Origin of the sequence: Streptomyces sp. WAC 01529, from assembly GCF_003945545.1 — a bacterium.
Classification (GTDB): Bacteria; Actinomycetota; Actinomycetes; order Streptomycetales; family Streptomycetaceae; genus Streptomyces; species Streptomyces anatolicus.
Genome location: NZ_CP029617.1, coordinates 8,254,847 through 8,270,461 on the forward strand (window position 1 = coordinate 8,254,847; position 15,615 = coordinate 8,270,461).

The window sequence follows — 15,615 nt, forward strand, 5'->3', positions numbered from 1 at the left end:
AGCCGCCTTGCCTGACCACCACGCCGTCATGCCGCTCGTCGCGCCACTGCCCGTCACCGTGGTCATCGACCGCGATGACGACGTGGTCCACACGCACACCGCTCTGGCCGCCCACCATCCGCCGTCAGGCCAGATCACCCTGCATCCGGGCCCGGGCACCACCAGCGAAACCGGGCTTGCCCACAACCTTCTGGCCGCCCTGGGCAAGCCGCCCCTGCTTCCAGGCCGTTTCCCTGGCGGTCGTCAGTCCGCATGGGAAGCCGCCACGGCCTGGATCACTGCCCTTCCCGTCACCCGGCTGACCGTCCTGCGCGCCCACCGTCTCACCGCCCGCCGCGCGATGCGCCTCCTGCAACTACGCACGCTCACCGGCATCCGCCTGACCTTGGTCTGCCACCGCCCCTACCTGCCCGCTGCCTTGCACCAAGCTCTGCAGACGGCCGACCACATCCTCACCACGGACATCCAGGCCGCACGCTGTCACTACTACGGCACACTCGCCGCCGAGCCCCGCCCGCGGACGAGCCCGCCCGGCCGACAGATCGGTGGCTCACCCTGCCCGCACTGGACCGCCTCGTCTCCTACGACAGCCCTGCTCCCTGTCGACCGGCTCGAGGCTTCCGGCACACGCTGCGGTAGACATCCGCCGACTGGCAGCACGAGACTCCAGGCCTCCGAGGCCTGGGTTCGGAGCGCGGGGAGCGGCCAGATCGCACTCGCTATGGTGGTCCCGCTCCAGCAACGGCCTCGCCGGAACGGGCCGCGCTGACGGCGGGTGGGCCGGGGCGGGCCGGTCGACGGTTCCCCCACCGCCCCGCTGCGCTTCGTCGTCTGACGTCCCGTTCGGCAGATGGAAAGTTCCGATCGACCGGTACCTGACCGCCCTGCCCTCCATCCTGGACACATGACGTCCAGCGACACCGCCCCGGCACACGCGCAGCCATCTATCACGACGGTGACGCGGCACGACATCTTCAGCTATCTGCGCGGGATATCGAGCCCCTGGTGGGGGAAACTGGACGAGGTCACGTTCCTGGAGGACCTCTACGACCTGGACCGACCTGCGTCCGAGAACGGCCGGCTCCCGACTGTCCGCGCTGATATCCAGCAGCACTGGATTAACAACTACGATCTGGACGACGACTGGATCTTCGAGGACTCTCGGCTGGAGCTCTCGGACGGGCCGGACGAGGTGCTGCTTGCCTTCCTGGCACGAATGGTCCATCCCGAGGTTGCGGCCAGCGCCGAGGAGGCGATGAAGCAGGTTGAGGAGCTGAACCGGCTGCTGGCACCGGACGGGTGGGGCCTGCGTTCCTACGAGTTCCTCTCCGGCCGCCCGATCTACACGCCGGTCCGGCTTCCGCCGACGGGCCCGTTGGTCCCGCTGCCGCTTAACGATGACGACACGGGCAAGCTCGACCTGGTCCTCGGGCAGACCTACAGCCTCCTGGACTGCGCCGGCGAGGAGACTGCATGCGACCTGCTGCGCACAGCTGTCCTGACCCTGCGCCGCGACGGCGGCTTCTTCAACCCCGTGCCGGGTGACGGCTGGACGGCGGACACTTACGAGGCGGTCCTGACCGTGGAGCGCGAGCTCCATCCCACCTGTGCCCCGGAGACGAAGGAGACGATCTGGCGGACACTGGAGAGCCTACTCAGCCAGCTCGGACGCACCGAAGTCCAGGACCTCGTGGTCGAAGGCGATACCCGGCCTCTGCCCCACATCCCGCCGGACTGGCGGGCCCAAGCCACCGCACCCGCCACCCCCATCGTTCGCGGTCTCCGCCTCCCCTTCACCACCACCGAGTTCGACGTCACCCGCGCAGACTTCGCCAACCTGGAGATCCGCGCCTCGCATGACAACAGCGGGTTCCACTACCTCTACGACACCCGCGCACGCCGGATGATCACCGACTTCGTCCTCGACGACCGGCCCCAGGTGGCCACGCTGTGCAGCGTCACCATCATCAAGAAGGGCAGCACCTTCACGCCGAGGATCAAGCTGTGGAAGAAGGACAAGAAGAAGGCGGGGGAGATCCCTGCCACGCAGATGGTGCCCGACACCGTGGCCACCCGGGCCGTCAAGGCGCTCGTCGACACCGGGGACGTCCACGAGAACTTCTGGAAGGTCATCAACTTCCTCCGGGGCTGTGCCGGGCTGAGCACGCCCGGCGGCTCCCTCCAGCTCGTGGCCGGAGACGAGGCCCAGCTGACCCAGCTTTGCTGACCGGCCAGGACCGGACGATGGTGCTCGGTGCGGTCAGGACCGCGATCGGCGGCGGTCTCACCGAGGAGGACATCCGGTTGATCAGCAACCGCAGAGAGCAACTCCAGAAGTTCAAGCGGCTGCTGAACGATCCGGACTACTTCCAGCAGGAGGAGAGCCTTGCGACGACGCGCGGGGCGGAGGCGGTCTGGCAGGCCTTCTTCGAGGCGAACCAGTGGATCTTCGGCTACGGGCTCAACCTCATCGCCTGCGAATCCATCGACGACGGCAAACTGGAACGCATCACCACCGGGGCCGACATCTTCGGCGGAGCCGGGAAACGCATCGACGCCATCATGCGTTCCAAGGGCCTGATCAGCAGCATGCTCTTCTGCGAAATCAAGACCCACGACACGGAGCTGCTCGCCAAGACCCCGTACCGCGCGGGCGTTTACCAGGCATCGAAAGAACTGGGCGGCGGCGTGGCGCAGGTGCAGAAGACCGTGAGCAAGGCCCAGCAGCTCATCTCCGGCGAGTTCCTCACCCATATCCACGACGACGACGGCACCCCGACCGGCATCGAGCTGTCCACCACCCGGCCCCGTCAGGTTGTGGTGATCGGGAGCCGGCGCGAGTTCACCCACAACGGCCGTGTGAACCCGGAGAAGATCAACTCCTTCGAGCTGTACCGGACATCGATCCAGGACGTCGAGATCATCACGTTCGATGAGCTCTACCAGCGGGCGTGCTTCATCGTCGAAGATCGCTAAGACTCCCATCCACCTGTCTGGTTGGCCTGTGGGTGTGTCCAGTACGTACGGCGGCCCGCGGGTGATGACCGTCGTACGGGGTGAGCCGCTGGTGGCCCCGGCTCGGACCGGGACCACCAGGTCTGCGGGTGTGCGATCAGCGGGTGTTCCGGGTCAGCGCTGCTGGATCCACCAGATGATCCATCCGGTCCCGCTGGCGCCCAGGGCGCCAGCGGAGCCGCGGACCACGCCGTAGCCCGCCGTACGGGCGAGGGCGCGCAGGCGACGGCGGCGGCCGCCGTCGGGCAGCTGCCGCAGACGGGTCCGGATCTCGGACCAGATGTGGCGCAACTTGCCGTTGCCCTGGTAATGCCGGGTCGACGCCCGGCGGTCGGTGCCCTTAGGCTCGTTGGACATGCTGGTGGTGCCTCCTTGGGGAGTGACTGTCGGTTTGTTCACTGGGCGGCTCCCTGCTGGAACAGGGGGCCGTCGCCCGTTTCGGGGCGGCGGCCTGCGCCGCGCCCGGCCCATGTGTGGCAGGGCCGGGAGTCGTGGGGCCGGGGCCGTAGTGCCCCGGTGGTGCTCATCGCGGAATCGCGGCCCCCGAGAGCGCGGGGATACGGGCGCCGATCCGCACCGCGGTGCGGGCGATGCCCTCAGGAGTCCAGGCGGCCTCTGCCGCCTCGCGCTCCGTCTTGTTGACGTTCAGGTCGAACGGCGCGGCGAGAGCCCAGCGAACCTGTGTGCTCTGCCCGAGGACGGAGAAGCCGTCCAACTGCTGCTCGCAGAGGAACCCGTACAGCAGGCGCTCCTTCTTCAGCTCCTCGATGCCACGCCCGACCGTCGACGGGGAGACCCCGTACCAGAGCGCATACTCCCTGGCCTTGCGCAGGGCGAAGGACGGCTTGCGCTGGCTCATGAGGATGAGCAGCATCGTCTTCGCCGGCATCGACAGCTTCCGGTAGTAGTGCTGCTCCCAGTACGCGAATGGCACCTTGAAGTAGGTGCTCTTGCGGGAGCCCTCCTTGTCGCCCGACGGCAGTGTGTACGGGTCGCCGGAGCCGTCCTCGAGCAACTTGGTGATCTTCGTCATCCGGCCGTGCGGCTCGGTGCTGATCAGCTTCAGTTCCTTGAGCTTGTGCAGGTGTCGGGAGACCGCCGCGCTCGCGGTGCCGTTGGTGGCGAAGGAGATCCCCGCGGCGCGGCCCCAGGTCTCGGACCGGTGAGTGACACTCCAGTCGGCGCGCGCGGTGACGCAGTGGATCAGGAGGAAGAGGTCCAGCCGCTCGTTACTGCGCAGCATCTTGGAGAACGGGCCGGGCCGCGTGATCAGGCGGAGGCCGGGATCGGCGTCCTGGACGAAGGCACGCCGGATGAGGACGGCACGGCCGGTGCGCTTGGACTGCTCCAGCAGCATCCGTATCGTGTCGTCCTGGCTCACGGGCATGTCCCGCTTGAGCACGGTCAGTTCGGTGGTCACGGAGCCATGTTCACCGATCGGTCGTACGAAGCGGGTGTCGAATTCCCGGTGCGGCCGCTTGGCTGCCTCCCCTTCAGACTGGGCTATCGGAACACATTGGATAACTGATGACCCCGGTAGGAAACCATTGGTGCCCGAAGCAGCAGGCAGGCACGTACTTGTCGCCTGGAACCTTTAACGCTTCAGATAGTGATCTTTGATGTTCTGGAACCCAACTCTTGGATAGTTCACGCCGTGACTCCGCACCTGGGAGAACAGAGCGGCTAGCCCGGGTTCGAGCCGCGCATAGGGCTGGTCGTGGTGGTGAAGCCTCCTCTCCAGGTCAACTACTACTCCGCATAGCTGAGTTCGTTCCGGCGCGGACAGCACAGACCCCAGGCCTGAAGAAGGGGCCTGGCGCTCTGTGCTGTGGGGAGGGCGCAGGCAGGGGCCGTCTCAGTAAACGTCCCGTTCGGAGGGCGGTCCGTACTGCTCGATGAGGTCGCAGGTGCAGGCGGCGCCCTCGTACAGCGTCTTTTCGCACTCGTCATGGTGGGCCTGCTTCGGCAGGCGCTTCGCCGCAACGGGCCGCGCGGTGTCTGCGGCGTGCCGGGCGGTGGCCCGGAGCTCGATGTCCACGACGGCGGAGGCGATCTCGTCCTTGCGCCACTTCTCGGGGGAGTTGTGGTTCACCAGGCCGCCCGCGTAGGCCATGCGCAGCAGTTCGGCCTTGGTGTGGTTGCGCATCAGCTCACTCATCGCCCCACCCGCTCGGTGCCCCACGCTGCCTGAGTCTGGCGCTCTTCCTCCGCCGCGGTGTCGTCTCGGTCGTGGTGTTCCTGCGCCGACGCGTCCGACAGCGCGGGCTGGACAGGGAGGTCGACCGTCGCATCCGGGTTGTCGGGTTGGCTCGGCACCGGCGCGGCCTTCATCCACGGCACGCCCAGGGCGGCGAGGGCGGCCTGCTGCTCGGAGGCGAGCTTGTCCCACCTCGATTTCGTGTTCGAGACCCATACGCCTAGCTTGACGGGTACCGGTTCCGTCTCGCCGTCGACCGTGACCTCAACGATCGCGCCGCGCGGGACGGGCCGGTCCGCGCCTTCCCGTTCCACCCACTGCGCGAGGGCCGCAAGGCCGCGTTGGAAGGCTTGCTGCGCTTTGCCCTTCGTCGCGCGGGTGGCCGCCGGGGCCTCAGCGGGCTGTACGCCCAGCTTCGACAGCCGCTGCTGCTGTTCGGTGGACAACAGCTTCCAGGTGCTCGCCTCGCGTTGCCGTGCGAGCCAGGTGCCGATGTCGTCGCCGTCCATGAGGACGCCGGGGGCGATGTGGGGGAGGTGGCCATCGGCGTCGGCGAGGTCGGTGAGGATGCGGTAGTGGCGTTGCCAGTTGAGTGGCCATGGGCAGTTCCAGTCCGGGTCGATCGCCGTCAGCTGCTTCGCGCGCTCCTCCGCCCGCTTCGGGGCCTTCCCGAGGCCGCCTTTGCGGCGGAGGTTGGCCATGTGCTGTCCGATGGGCACCATGGCCTCGCCTTCGCCCCACACTGCGTCCTGGCGCGGTGCGACGTGGCCGGTGGCCCGGTGGTAGGACCGGAGCGCGGCGAGCTTGTTCTCCCAGGCTTCCTCGCCCGGCTCCCAGACCATCCCGGCCTCCGGCGCGTCCAGCAGCTCCTTGCGCTGCTCCTCCAACTCGCCCGCCCGCAAGGCCTTGCGCTGTTGGTGGACCCACCTGCCCAGCGGGAAGTCCTTGGTGACGCCGACCTGGGTCTCGGTGTCGTACGGAACGGCGTACAGGCCGGTGATCTCGTTCTCCCGGCGCCACCGCAGCAGGGCCTGGTAGCCCTCCAGCCACACCAGGGACTCCGGCCGGTAGACGCGGGTGCGCAAGAACGCCGCGATGGTCGCTGCGTCACGCGGGCTAGAGAAATGCAGCAGCGCGGACTCGGCAGCGCTGTCGGTGTCGTCCTGCTCCTGGTCCTCACCGTCGCCCCCGCCGCCGGCCCCGACGATCCGCCCCTCCTCGTCACGCTTCACGTGGACCTTGCGCTTGCCGCTGGTGAGCGCGCGGGAGGCGAGCTGCTCGACCAAGCGCTCATCATGGCTGCGCAGGCCCTGGAGCACAGCCACGAGCGGCTTGAAGCTCGCGGAGGCGACCATGTCGGTCGGGTCCTCGTTCGGCTCCAGGAACACTGGCACGATGATCCTGGCGATCTTGGTGGAGCCGTCCTTGTTGAGCCTCTGCGCGCGGCCGATGTTCTGCACGATCTCCACCTGCGAGCCGCGGGTGTCCGCGAAGCAAATCGAGTCGACTCCCCGCTCGCCGGTGATGTCGACGCCTTCCCCGAGCACACGGCAGCTGGCGAGGAAGGCGCGGTGGACCCGGCGCCCGGCCGCGTCGATGCCGTTGGCGAACTGCTTGAGCACCTCGCGGCGTTCGGACACGAGGTGGTCGCCGCACAGCCACGCCGACCACACCCGGTCCGGCGGGACGTGGCGGCCGGCCTCGAGTTCGTAGAAGGCCGCGTCGATGGAGGACTTCGGCAGCTTGTCGGCGGCGGCCAGGTCGGCGTCGGAGGCGTCGTTCAGGTACAGCTCGGCTGCTGTCTTCGGCAGCTTCTCCGCGAACGCCGCGGCTTCCTCGACCTTCTGGTGGAAGGTCATGACCGTACGCAGGTTGTACGCCGCGGCGTGCTCCAGGAGCGCGGTCTGCAGCAGCGCCAGGCGCCGGCCGCGCCGCGCCTCCTCCGACTCCCCGAGTACGGGGGAGGGGTCGCGGATCTCCAGGACGTCGATCTCGAACCCGGCGAGGATCTCGCGCTCGATCGCCTCGGAGAGCCCGAGCTCCGCGAGCCACGCGCCGTAGGTCCCGTTCGGGTCGTCGGCCATGGTCGCGAGCGCCACCTCCTGGCCGTCCGCGTCCTTCTGCGGCCGGGGCGAGGCCAGGATACGCGGCGTGGCGGTCAGGTACAGCCGGAAGTCCGCTGGGATGCGGGCGTTGTCGTGGATTGCCGCCCACGGCCGACCCATGTCCCCGGCGGTTCCGTGGGCCTCATCGACGATGGCGAGGTCGAAGCCTGTCATGCGCTGGCCGTAGAGCCGCTCTCCGCCCGCCAGAGCGGCCTCGAGCGGTCCGCGAACCTTCCGCTGGCCCTCCGGTGCGTCGATGTCCTCGCGGTCGACGAGGGAGGCGTACGTGGCGAACACGACGACCGGCCCGGACCCGGCCCACAGGGCGAGCTGGATTGGGTTCGTGGTGGTCCGCACCCCCAGCGAGTTCAGCACGGCGTCGTTCTCCAGCGAGCACACCGCGACCATCGGCGCCCGGTGACCCACCAGACGCCACGCCTCGGCCGTCTGCACCAGTAGGTCCAGGGTGGGCACCATCACGAGGATCCGACCGTTTCCGAAGCACTCGAGCGCGCAGGAGGCGGCGGTGATTGTCTTGCCTGATCCGGTCGCTGACACGATGGTGCCTCGAGCACCCTGCGGGGGCACGGATGGCCTTGCAGGGAATCCCACCCATTTCCGGAAGCCCGACTTCTGGTCTACTTGGTGTTCCTTAAGGGAAATGCCGTGCATTCCGAGTGTCCATTCTGTGCGGCAGAGGTCGGGTGCGAGGCGTTCTGGGGATGTCTAACTGCCGAGTCCTCTGAGCCCCCACTGGTCGAGGCCGCCGTAGATGGTGGCGGTCTGGCATTGGGGCGCGTTCATGACTTCGGCTTCGCCGCGGTAGATGGCGATGAGGGAGTCAGTTCCGCGCCACCAGGTGTCTGCGAGGCCGGCGACTTCCGGAACAGGATCGAACCCTTCGAGGCCGAGGTTGTCTACGGCGTCACCGGTGACTGTCTTGGTGGTGCGTGCACATTGGAAGTTTTCGCGTTGTTGTCCGGGGTGGTTCTCGTTTCGATGTCCAGTAGAGGGTGCGGGGTGGGTGAGGTGATCGGTTTGTTTGCTGGGGTGTTCGGGGCGGTGGCCGATGGGGTTGAGGGCGGACAGGAAAGTGAGGACAGCTGGTCGGTGGCTGAGGATTAGCTGGTCAGCGGGGTGATAGCTCCAATGGGGTAGGGTCCTTCCTTGATCATTCTCGGTGGGCGGCTGTGCCTGGGGTGGTGGGGGAGCGCGTGGGGGCTGGGGCGGATGCCGAGGTGTTGCGGCCGGTAGCGGTGCGAAGATTGCTGGCGCTTGAGGTGCGGGGGGAGTTGACGGCCGGTCATCGGCGGATGGTCGCTGACACGCTGGGAGTGTCAGAGCGGACGGTGCGCCGGTGGCTCGCCGTGGCGCGGGATGAGGGCCGCCTGGAACGGGCTGAGCGCCGCCGGTTCACTGTTACGCCGCAGCTGGCTCGGCGGCTTGCGTTTCATCGAGGGAACGCGGTCGCGTTGCACCGGGAGTTGGTGGCGGAGGCGGCCGTGGCGGGTGGGAAGGCGCCGTCTTTGGCGACGTTGTACCGGGCGGTGGAGCGGGATGTGGCGCCGGGGATGCGGGCGGGGATGCGTGGTGGTGAGGCCGCCCGCCGGGATCATGACGTGTTTTTTGAGCGGCCTGCCGGTCACCGTAATGAGGTGTGGGAGGCCGACCACGTCCAGGTGAAGGTTGAGGTGGACATCGACGGGGCTGCGGGGCGTCCGTGGGTGACCTGGTTTATCGACTGTGCTACGCGGGTGATCTGTGGGTTTGCGGTGACCGCTCAGGTTCCCTCCCGGGAGTCGGTGCTGGTGGCGCTCAGGGATGCGATCTCGCGGGAGGGGGAGCACGGCCCGTTCGGCGGTCTGCCGGGGGCGGTGCGGGTCGACCGCGGCAAGGACTTCCTGTCCCGCACGGTGGGTGAGGCGTTTGGGGCGTTCGCGGTCCCGGTGGTGGACCTGCCCGGCTACAGCCCGCACCTCAAGGGCACGGTGGAGGCGTTGAACAAGGCCGCCAAGCAGATGTTCTTCGCCTCTCTGCCTGGTTACAGCGCCGCGCCGCGTCTGAAAGGCGGCAGGAAACCGGCCGCCGGGCAGCGGCTTTTGCCGCTGGAGGCGTTCATCGCGCTGCTGGGGCAGTGGGTGGCGTGGTGGAACACCGAGCACCGGCCCCGGTCTCTTTCCGGCCGTACTCCGGCGGCCGCGTGGGAGGAAGACCTCGCCCCGGTCGAGGACGCGGAGCCGGGCGCGCTGCACATGTTCACCCTCGAGGACGACGGCCGCGTGCGCACCCTGGGCAACAAGGGAGTGCGCTGGAAGAACCGGCACTACGTCGATTCCTGGATGACTGGTGAGGCCGGGCGGAAGGTGCGGCTGCGCTACATGCCGCACCACGAGCACGAGATCGAGGTCTACGACGCGGCCACGGGGCGGCACTTGGGGTCGGCGTACCTGTCGAACCGGGCCAGTGCGGAGCAGATCCGTGAGATGAAGCGGGCCCGTGCCCGGGAGGCCGACCGGCTCAAGCGGCTGCTTCGGGCGGCGGAGAGGGACCGCGCCACCCGCTACGCCGCCGCTACCCGCGGCACGCCGGCCGAGGTGCTCGGCACGGTCACCGAACTGGAGGCCGGCACCGCGATGCGAGCGCTTGCCGCCTCGGATCTTGCCGAGGTGGCGTTGCCCGGCTATCTGCCGCTGCCCGCCCAGATGCCCGCGTCCTGGACCGAGCCGAAGCCCGGTGAGGCCGCTGCTCCTTGCATCGAAGACGACGACGAAAGCAGCCTTGCCGCGCGATGAACGCCATACCCGCCGCCCGCCCCTCCTCGGCCCGCCCGCGCCGTGGCCCCCTGCCGCCGCCCCGCAAGGACCACTACCTGTCGCTGCCCGACGCGAACGTGATGGGCACGATGGCGATGAAGGAGACGCTGGCCAATCTCGGGGAGGTGATCGCCGCCCGAGGGATGATGTGCGTCTATGGCGCGGCCGGGCTGGGCAAGACTATGTCGGTCAACGCCGCCCTGCGCGAGCTCGCCCCCAAGGCCACACGCCGTATCGAGTTCCGCGGCCGTCCGACGGTGCTGGACATCCGCCACAACCTGTTCAACGTGCTCGCTGTGCCCGGGACCCGCCGCGGCAGCCGACCGCGTTCGACACGCTGCTCAAGGACGTGCTGGCCGATCAGTTCCGGGTGCTGGTGTGTGATGAGGCGCAGTGGCTGCGGGAGGAGTCGTTCGAGTATTTCCGGCACCTGTTCGACGACCTGTACACCGACATCGCGGTGGTCTTCGTCGGCGGCGGCAACACCTACGAGGTCCTGGCCAGTAAGGACATGCTGGCCTCTCGGGTGCACATCTGGCAGGAGTTTCGGCCGCTGCCCCGTGAGGAGGTCCTGACCACGATCCCCGCGTACCACCCGGTGTGGCACGGCGTGGACCCCGATGATCTGCTGTACTGCGACGACGTGGCCGCTCACGGCGTCTTCCGCACCTGGGCCAAGATCACCTACCACCTGGGGCGCGCCCTGGACGCCACCTCCGGTCTTGAGGTCAACCGGGACCTGCTGCGCTGGGTCTTCAGCAAGCTCGGCCGACGCAGCCTGCCGTGAGCAAGCCCGGCCCCGCCCGCATCTGTCCGCCGCGCCCTGGCGCCGACCCGAGACGCCACGCACCCGTGAACGACACATCCCCTGCTGTCACCGTCCTGCTCGACCCCGGCGACGATGCCGCTGTCACCCGCGCGGCCCTCGCCGCGCACGACCCGGCGGCAGGCTGCGTGACCGTCCACCCCACCGCGGGCACGACCAGCGACCGGTACTTCGCCCACGACCTCCTCGCCGCGCTGGGCAAACCTGCCCACATGCCAGGCTTTCCAGACGCTCGTGCTCCGGTGTGGGAGGCCGTCACCGCCTGGATGGCCGCGATCCCCGCCAGACGCCTGACCGTTGTTCGCGCTCACCTGCTCACCCGTACCCGTCTGCAGCGTCTGCTCGACCTGCAGACGTACACCGGAGCGCACCTGGTCCTGGTGTGCCACCGCTCCAAACCGACCGCCGCCCTGCGCGACGCACTCACCGATCGGCGCCACACCCTCACCCACGCCCAGGCCGCCGGCGACCTCCTCGCCGCGGCCCCCGCGCCTGGCCCGCACCAGCCTTCCGCGCCGCCGCGGGCTGCCAGCCGCTGGATCACCGTGCCGGCGCTGGAGCGGCTGGCGGACTGGGACAGCTCGGACCACTGCATCGGATGCGTACCGCCGCCGATCAAGTGGCGGTACAGGCCCCGGCCCCGGCCGCGCTCGCCCCAGACCACCGCATCGATCACCCGCCGCATCCACGCCGTCACCGCGCACCCCGCCTGGCCGCCGTGCTGGCCGCCGCCGTCTTCACCGGCGTCACCGGGCAGCAGCTGGGCACCGCCCGCCTCGCGGACTGGCGCGAGGAAGCCGCCGCCCTGGCCCTCCACGATCCCCTCGGCGAGGTCGACGGCTGCGCCACCCACCCGGTGCCCGACTGGGCGGCCGTCTTCCTGCGCGCCGCCGCCCACTTCACCCGCCTCCTCCCCGCACCCGGCGCACCCCTGCTCATCCGGCCCGAGGAGCACCCTGCCCTGCTCCGGCTCGCCGAAGAGGCCCGGCTGCGCCCACCTCAGCCCGGCATGGACACCGAGCACGACGCCGTTCCTGCTGGGATCGAGTGGTTCTACCATCAGCTGAAGGAGACAGGCGTGGACGCTGAGGTGCCCCTGCCGACCCGGCGCCCGCGACTGCGGGCACGACGTGTCAACAAGCCACCGGCCGGCGCAGCATGACCAGGCCACGCAGACCCCTGGGGGAACCATTCGCCCCGAAGCCGAGGCGGCTTCGGGGCGATGACGAGCGTGACGCCGACTGGCAGGACGGCGAGTGTACGAGTCGCCCCTGGCCAATCCCCCGGCGTCCAGCCTGTCGGTCGTCGCGCCGGGAGCCGCGTGGACGCGGACCGTGTGCGTGGGGTGGATTCCGCCGGCGGGCAGCTGCCCCGGTGTCAGCTCCAGCGCATGCCGAGAGCGTTGAGCGCGTCGATGCGCTGCGGGGCCAGTTTCGCTCTGCGGGAGCGCTGGTTGGAGATCCATATCCCCAGCCTGATCTCCGTGCCCTCAGCGATCTCCACATGCTTGCGGGGGACGTTCAGGTGTCCTTCGCGCTGGGCGTATGCGGCCGCCGCGGCGAGGTTGCGTGTGAACTTGTCGTCGTGGGTGACGCGCGCTTCCTCCTGCACACCACCCTCCCCGGGGATGGCGCCGAGCTCGGTCAGCAGCCGCCTCTGCTCCGTGTGCAGGATGCCCCAGTCGGCTTGCTGGCGGGCCAGCCATGCGCCGACGTCTTCCCCGGCCATCACGTGGCCGGGGGCGATGTCCGCCGCTCCTTCCGCGGCGACGTGCTGCCGCAGCAGGGTATAGCGGCGCTGCCACACGAGCGGCCACTGAGGACACCAGTACGGATCGACCTCGGCCAGTGCCGCCTTGCGCTTCGCACTCAGCGCCCCTCGTGTGCCGTCGGCAAGGCGCGCTTCCCGGCGCCGGTTGGCCAGCCACGTCCCGACCGGGTAACCGTCCATGACGGCGCTGTGTCCGGCCGCAAGGTGGCCGTGGACCGCGTGGTAAGCGCGGGCCACCTGAAGCCCCGTGTTGAACGCGTGGTCAGGGTGGCTCCACACCATGCCGAGGCGTTCCAGAGCGTCGATGCGTACCGCGGCCAGCCGGCCGGATCCGTAGGCCTTGCGCTGCTCGGCGATCCACTGCCCCAGCGGGAACGCGCCGTCCTTCGCGTGGTAGGGCACGTTCAGGTGGCCGTGGGCTGCGTGGAAGCGGCGCCCAGCCGCCCAGCCGCGCAGCCATCCGCGCCGCTCGAGGTTGATCACCCGCAGCCTGACGAACTCCGCGATGTCGGCCGCATCCCGGGCGGTGGCGAACAGCAGCGGGCCCTGCAGACTTGCCGCGCCCGTGGCGTTGTTGCCGGGCCAGGCGGCGAGCCGGTCCACCACGTCGGTGTCGTGGGCGGCCAGCGCGGTCAGGACCTTGACCAGCGGCAGGTAGGAGCCAGATGCCAGCCAGTCTTCCCGGCGCTCGTCGGGGGAGAGAAAGACCGGCACCAGCAGGGAAGCGACCTTGTCACCGCGCGGGCTCTGCCGCAGCGCGCGCCCGACGGTCTGGACGGTGTCGACGATCGACTCCCTCGGGTCGGCGAAGACCACCGCGTCCACCTCGGGGATGTCCACGCCCTCAGCCAGCACCCGGGCGCTGGAGAGCACGCAGCGCTCCGCCACCACGCCGTCCGTGCCCCAGCCGCGGGCGAACTGGGCCAGCACCTGGCGCCGGTGGGCCATCTGGTGGCCGCCATACAGCCAGCCTGACCACACGCGCCGCGGATACACCGCCGATTTTGCACCCCACAGGTGACCAGACGCCTCCGTAACTGCCTGATCGAACGCGCGGGCTTCGGCGACACGGTGATGGAACGTCATCACACGATCAAGCTGGTGGACGGCCGCGGCCTTGAGCACGGCCGTGGTCAAGACCTCCAGCCGCGCCGCGCTCACATCGGCCTGCGGGCCTTCCTCCGGTGCCAGTGCCGGGGCGCTGATCTCCAGCACGATGATCTGGTAGCGGGCCAGGAGCCCGCGGGCGATAGCCTCGGCCAGCGACAGCCGGTACACCACCGGGCCGAAGACCTGCTCGTCGTCCATCGAGGCCAGCAGCACCGGCCCGCTGTACGACCCGTCGTCCTTGTCGTCCGCGACCGCCCGGTAATCGGCCACCCGCGGCGTCGCCGTCAGGTACAGCCGCCGGTCCGCAGGCAGCGCGGCATCGTCATGGACCGCCGCCCACGGCTTTCCCCAGGGCCCCGACGTGCGGTGCGCCTCGTCCACCACCATCAGATCCCATCGCCGAAGGCCTGCCCCATGCGCCTCGGCGAGCACCGGCAGCGACGCGTACGTGGCGAAGACCGTCACCCGCCCCGCCCGGCCGGCCCACTCCAGCAGCTGCCGGGCATCGGTGGTGCACTGCACCCCGGCAGCGGCAAGCTCCGCATCCGCTCTCAGCGAGCAGACCCCCACCATCGCCCCGCCCCGGCCCGCCTCCCGCCAGGCGGCAACCGTCTGTACCAGCAGATCCAGCGTCGGCACCAGCACCAGCACCAGGCCTGCGCCTGCCACCCGCAACGCGGTGTGCGCGCCATGAAGGTCTTGCCCGTCCCGCACGCCGAGACGATCGTCGCCCGCAACCCCGCACCGGCTGACGGGACGGCCCCCAGGGCGCGCACCGCCGCGTCGACCGCCTCGGCCTGATGCGCTCGCAGCACCGCCGCCCCACCTCCGCGCGGTTCCCGCCCGCCTGCCCGTGTCCTGTCCGTACCCGGCCCGTGGTCCGCCTGCCGCCAGGACCTGGGCTGCGTTGTCCGTCTCCGCCGGCGGCGATCCTCAACTGCATGTGCACCAGCCCGAATCCACGGATCAAACAGATCTGCAACCTGCAGTCACGTACGAGCTTTGCTGCTGCTAGGCGCAGTGGACACTGTTCCTGAGCCGTGCCCTGCCACGGGGTCGCAGGTGCCGTCAGCAGGCGGGAGCGGCCGGGCGTGTTCCGCGCCCGCCGGTCCCGGCCGCGGGGGCGTGCGGGCCGGGCGAGCCTGACGGTCGCGCCGGATGACTTTGGTGGTTCCGGCGGGGCTGGTGTAGATGCTGGTTCCGTCTCCGTATTCTCCGAGCGCCGTGGCCTCGTCGGTCTTGGTACGCCAGTGCGTCGCGGACGCCGAGTGCGCGGAGGGCGTTCAGAACGCGCTGTACGTCCTCCTTGTCATGATGGTTGGCGGTGTAGATGATCACTGGCCGGCGTGTGGGGTCGCCGTCGAAGTCGCTGCCGAGCGTGGCGACCTTGGCTCCCGGTCCGAGCTGTCCGCCTTCCACGGCCGTCTTGATGAGGCGCCAGCCCGCATCGAGGGCGCGGACCGGCAGGAACCACAGCCACTTGCCGGCTTTCGCGAATTCGTTGACAGCGGCCGGGGCCGAGAAGTCGACCCCTGGAGCCATGGCCCACTGCCATCGCTGGCGGGTGTCGGCCGCTGGCGGGAGCGCCTTTGCGGGCTGTTGGCCTGTCTGGGTGGGCTTGTCGTGCACGAAGTAACGGTATGTGACATTAGGCATGTTCCGTGGCTATATGTTCCGGTGTGGCTGTCAGAGAAGTGGCCGCGGATCAGGAGCGGCGTGACCAGGCTTTGACGGCGTGCTGCATGGCGGTCGTCGCGGAGAGCGATCCGGTACTGGCAC

At 69.4% G+C, this 15,615-nt stretch carries 12 protein-coding genes; 6 read left to right on the plus strand and 6 right to left on the minus strand.

What is annotated here, in order from left to right; all coding sequences use genetic code 11:
* The first annotated feature begins 28 nt into the window (after window positions 1-28).
* The 3 genes from DMA15_RS36405 to DMA15_RS37865 all read left to right on the plus strand — a co-directional run bounded on the left by DMA15_RS36405 (window position 29) and on the right by DMA15_RS37865 (window position 2,976).
* Complete coding sequence (locus DMA15_RS36405; RefSeq protein ID WP_240660139.1) at window positions 29-769, plus strand: hypothetical protein; 741 nt, start codon at window positions 29-31, stop codon at window positions 767-769.
* Between the two features lie 135 nt (window positions 770-904).
* Complete coding sequence (locus tag DMA15_RS37860; protein WP_240660140.1) at window positions 905-2,227, plus strand: hypothetical protein; 1,323 nt, start codon at window positions 905-907, stop codon at window positions 2,225-2,227.
* A gap of 17 nt (window positions 2,228-2,244) precedes the next feature.
* Window positions 2,245-2,976: a Shedu immune nuclease family protein gene (locus DMA15_RS37865; protein ID WP_240660141.1), complete on the plus strand. Its 732-nt coding sequence runs from the start codon at window positions 2,245-2,247 to the stop codon at window positions 2,974-2,976.
* Between the two features lie 153 nt (window positions 2,977-3,129).
* Here DMA15_RS37865 and DMA15_RS36415 read toward each other — a convergent pair whose 3' ends face one another.
* The 4 genes from DMA15_RS36415 to DMA15_RS36430 form a co-directional block, all read right to left on the minus strand.
* Window positions 3,130-3,372, minus strand: a complete 243-nt coding sequence (locus tag DMA15_RS36415) for a hypothetical protein (protein WP_125517108.1) — start codon at window positions 3,370-3,372, stop codon at window positions 3,130-3,132.
* Between the two features lie 166 nt (window positions 3,373-3,538).
* Window positions 3,539-4,435: a hypothetical protein gene (locus tag DMA15_RS36420; RefSeq protein WP_125517110.1), complete on the minus strand. Its 897-nt coding sequence runs from the start codon at window positions 4,433-4,435 to the stop codon at window positions 3,539-3,541.
* Window positions 4,436-4,870: 435 nt separating this feature from the next.
* Window positions 4,871-5,173 carry a hypothetical protein gene (locus DMA15_RS36425; protein WP_125517112.1) on the minus strand — a complete coding sequence of 101 codons (303 nt, stop codon included), beginning with the start codon at window positions 5,171-5,173 and terminating at the stop codon, window positions 4,871-4,873.
* On the minus strand, window positions 5,170-7,989 hold the full coding sequence (locus DMA15_RS36430; protein ID WP_206302902.1) for a DEAD/DEAH box helicase: 2,820 nt from the start codon (window positions 7,987-7,989) through the stop codon (window positions 5,170-5,172). The genes DMA15_RS36425 and DMA15_RS36430 overlap by 4 nt, the downstream gene beginning before the upstream one ends.
* An 854-nt stretch (window positions 7,990-8,843) precedes the next feature.
* On the opposite strand from DMA15_RS36430, the gene DMA15_RS36435 reads away from it, so the two are divergent.
* The 3 genes from DMA15_RS36435 (at window position 8,844) to DMA15_RS36445 (ending at window position 12,118) form a co-directional block, all read left to right on the plus strand.
* A complete protein-coding gene (locus DMA15_RS36435; RefSeq protein WP_164551653.1) occupies window positions 8,844-10,109 on the plus strand; it encodes a Mu transposase C-terminal domain-containing protein in 1,266 nt (421 codons plus the stop codon).
* Window positions 10,110-10,479: 370 nt separating this feature from the next.
* The gene (locus DMA15_RS37875; RefSeq protein ID WP_240659622.1) at window positions 10,480-10,917 is read left to right on the plus strand and encodes an ATP-binding protein; all 438 of its coding nucleotides are present in this window, start codon (window positions 10,480-10,482) and stop codon (window positions 10,915-10,917) included.
* Between the two features lie 637 nt (window positions 10,918-11,554).
* Window positions 11,555-12,118 (plus strand): hypothetical protein, encoded by a 564-nt coding sequence (locus DMA15_RS36445; RefSeq protein ID WP_125517116.1) that lies wholly within the window; start codon window positions 11,555-11,557, stop codon window positions 12,116-12,118.
* 215 nt (window positions 12,119-12,333) lie between these two features.
* On the opposite strand, the gene DMA15_RS36450 is transcribed toward DMA15_RS36445, so the two are convergent.
* Complete coding sequence (locus DMA15_RS36450; RefSeq protein WP_240660142.1) at window positions 12,334-14,487, minus strand: DEAD/DEAH box helicase; 2,154 nt, start codon at window positions 14,485-14,487, stop codon at window positions 12,334-12,336.
* A 417-nt stretch (window positions 14,488-14,904) separates the two neighbouring features.
* A complete protein-coding gene (locus tag DMA15_RS36455; RefSeq protein WP_164551915.1) occupies window positions 14,905-15,465 on the minus strand; it encodes a putative phosphothreonine lyase domain-containg protein in 561 nt (186 codons plus the stop codon).
* Window positions 15,466-15,615: the final 150 nt, after the last annotated feature.

Bases quoted from the DNA above. Each gene is read 5' to 3' on its own strand.
- DMA15_RS36405 (WP_240660139.1), top strand. From the start codon at position 29: ATGCCGCTCGTCGCGCCACTGCCCGTCACCGTGGTCATCGACCGCGAT.
- DMA15_RS37860 (WP_240660140.1), top strand. From the start codon at position 905: ATGACGTCCAGCGACACCGCCCCGGCACACGCGCAGCCATCTATCACG.
- DMA15_RS37865 (WP_240660141.1), top strand. From the start codon at position 2,245: ATGGTGCTCGGTGCGGTCAGGACCGCGATCGGCGGCGGTCTCACCGAG.
- DMA15_RS36415 (WP_125517108.1), bottom strand. From the start codon at position 3,372: ATGTCCAACGAGCCTAAGGGCACCGACCGCCGGGCGTCGACCCGGCAT.
- DMA15_RS36425 (WP_125517112.1), bottom strand. From the start codon at position 5,173: ATGAGTGAGCTGATGCGCAACCACACCAAGGCCGAACTGCTGCGCATG.
- DMA15_RS36430 (WP_206302902.1), bottom strand. From the start codon at position 7,989: ATGCACGGCATTTCCCTTAAGGAACACCAAGTAGACCAGAAGTCGGGC.
- DMA15_RS36445 (WP_125517116.1), top strand. From the start codon at position 11,555: ATGCGTACCGCCGCCGATCAAGTGGCGGTACAGGCCCCGGCCCCGGCC.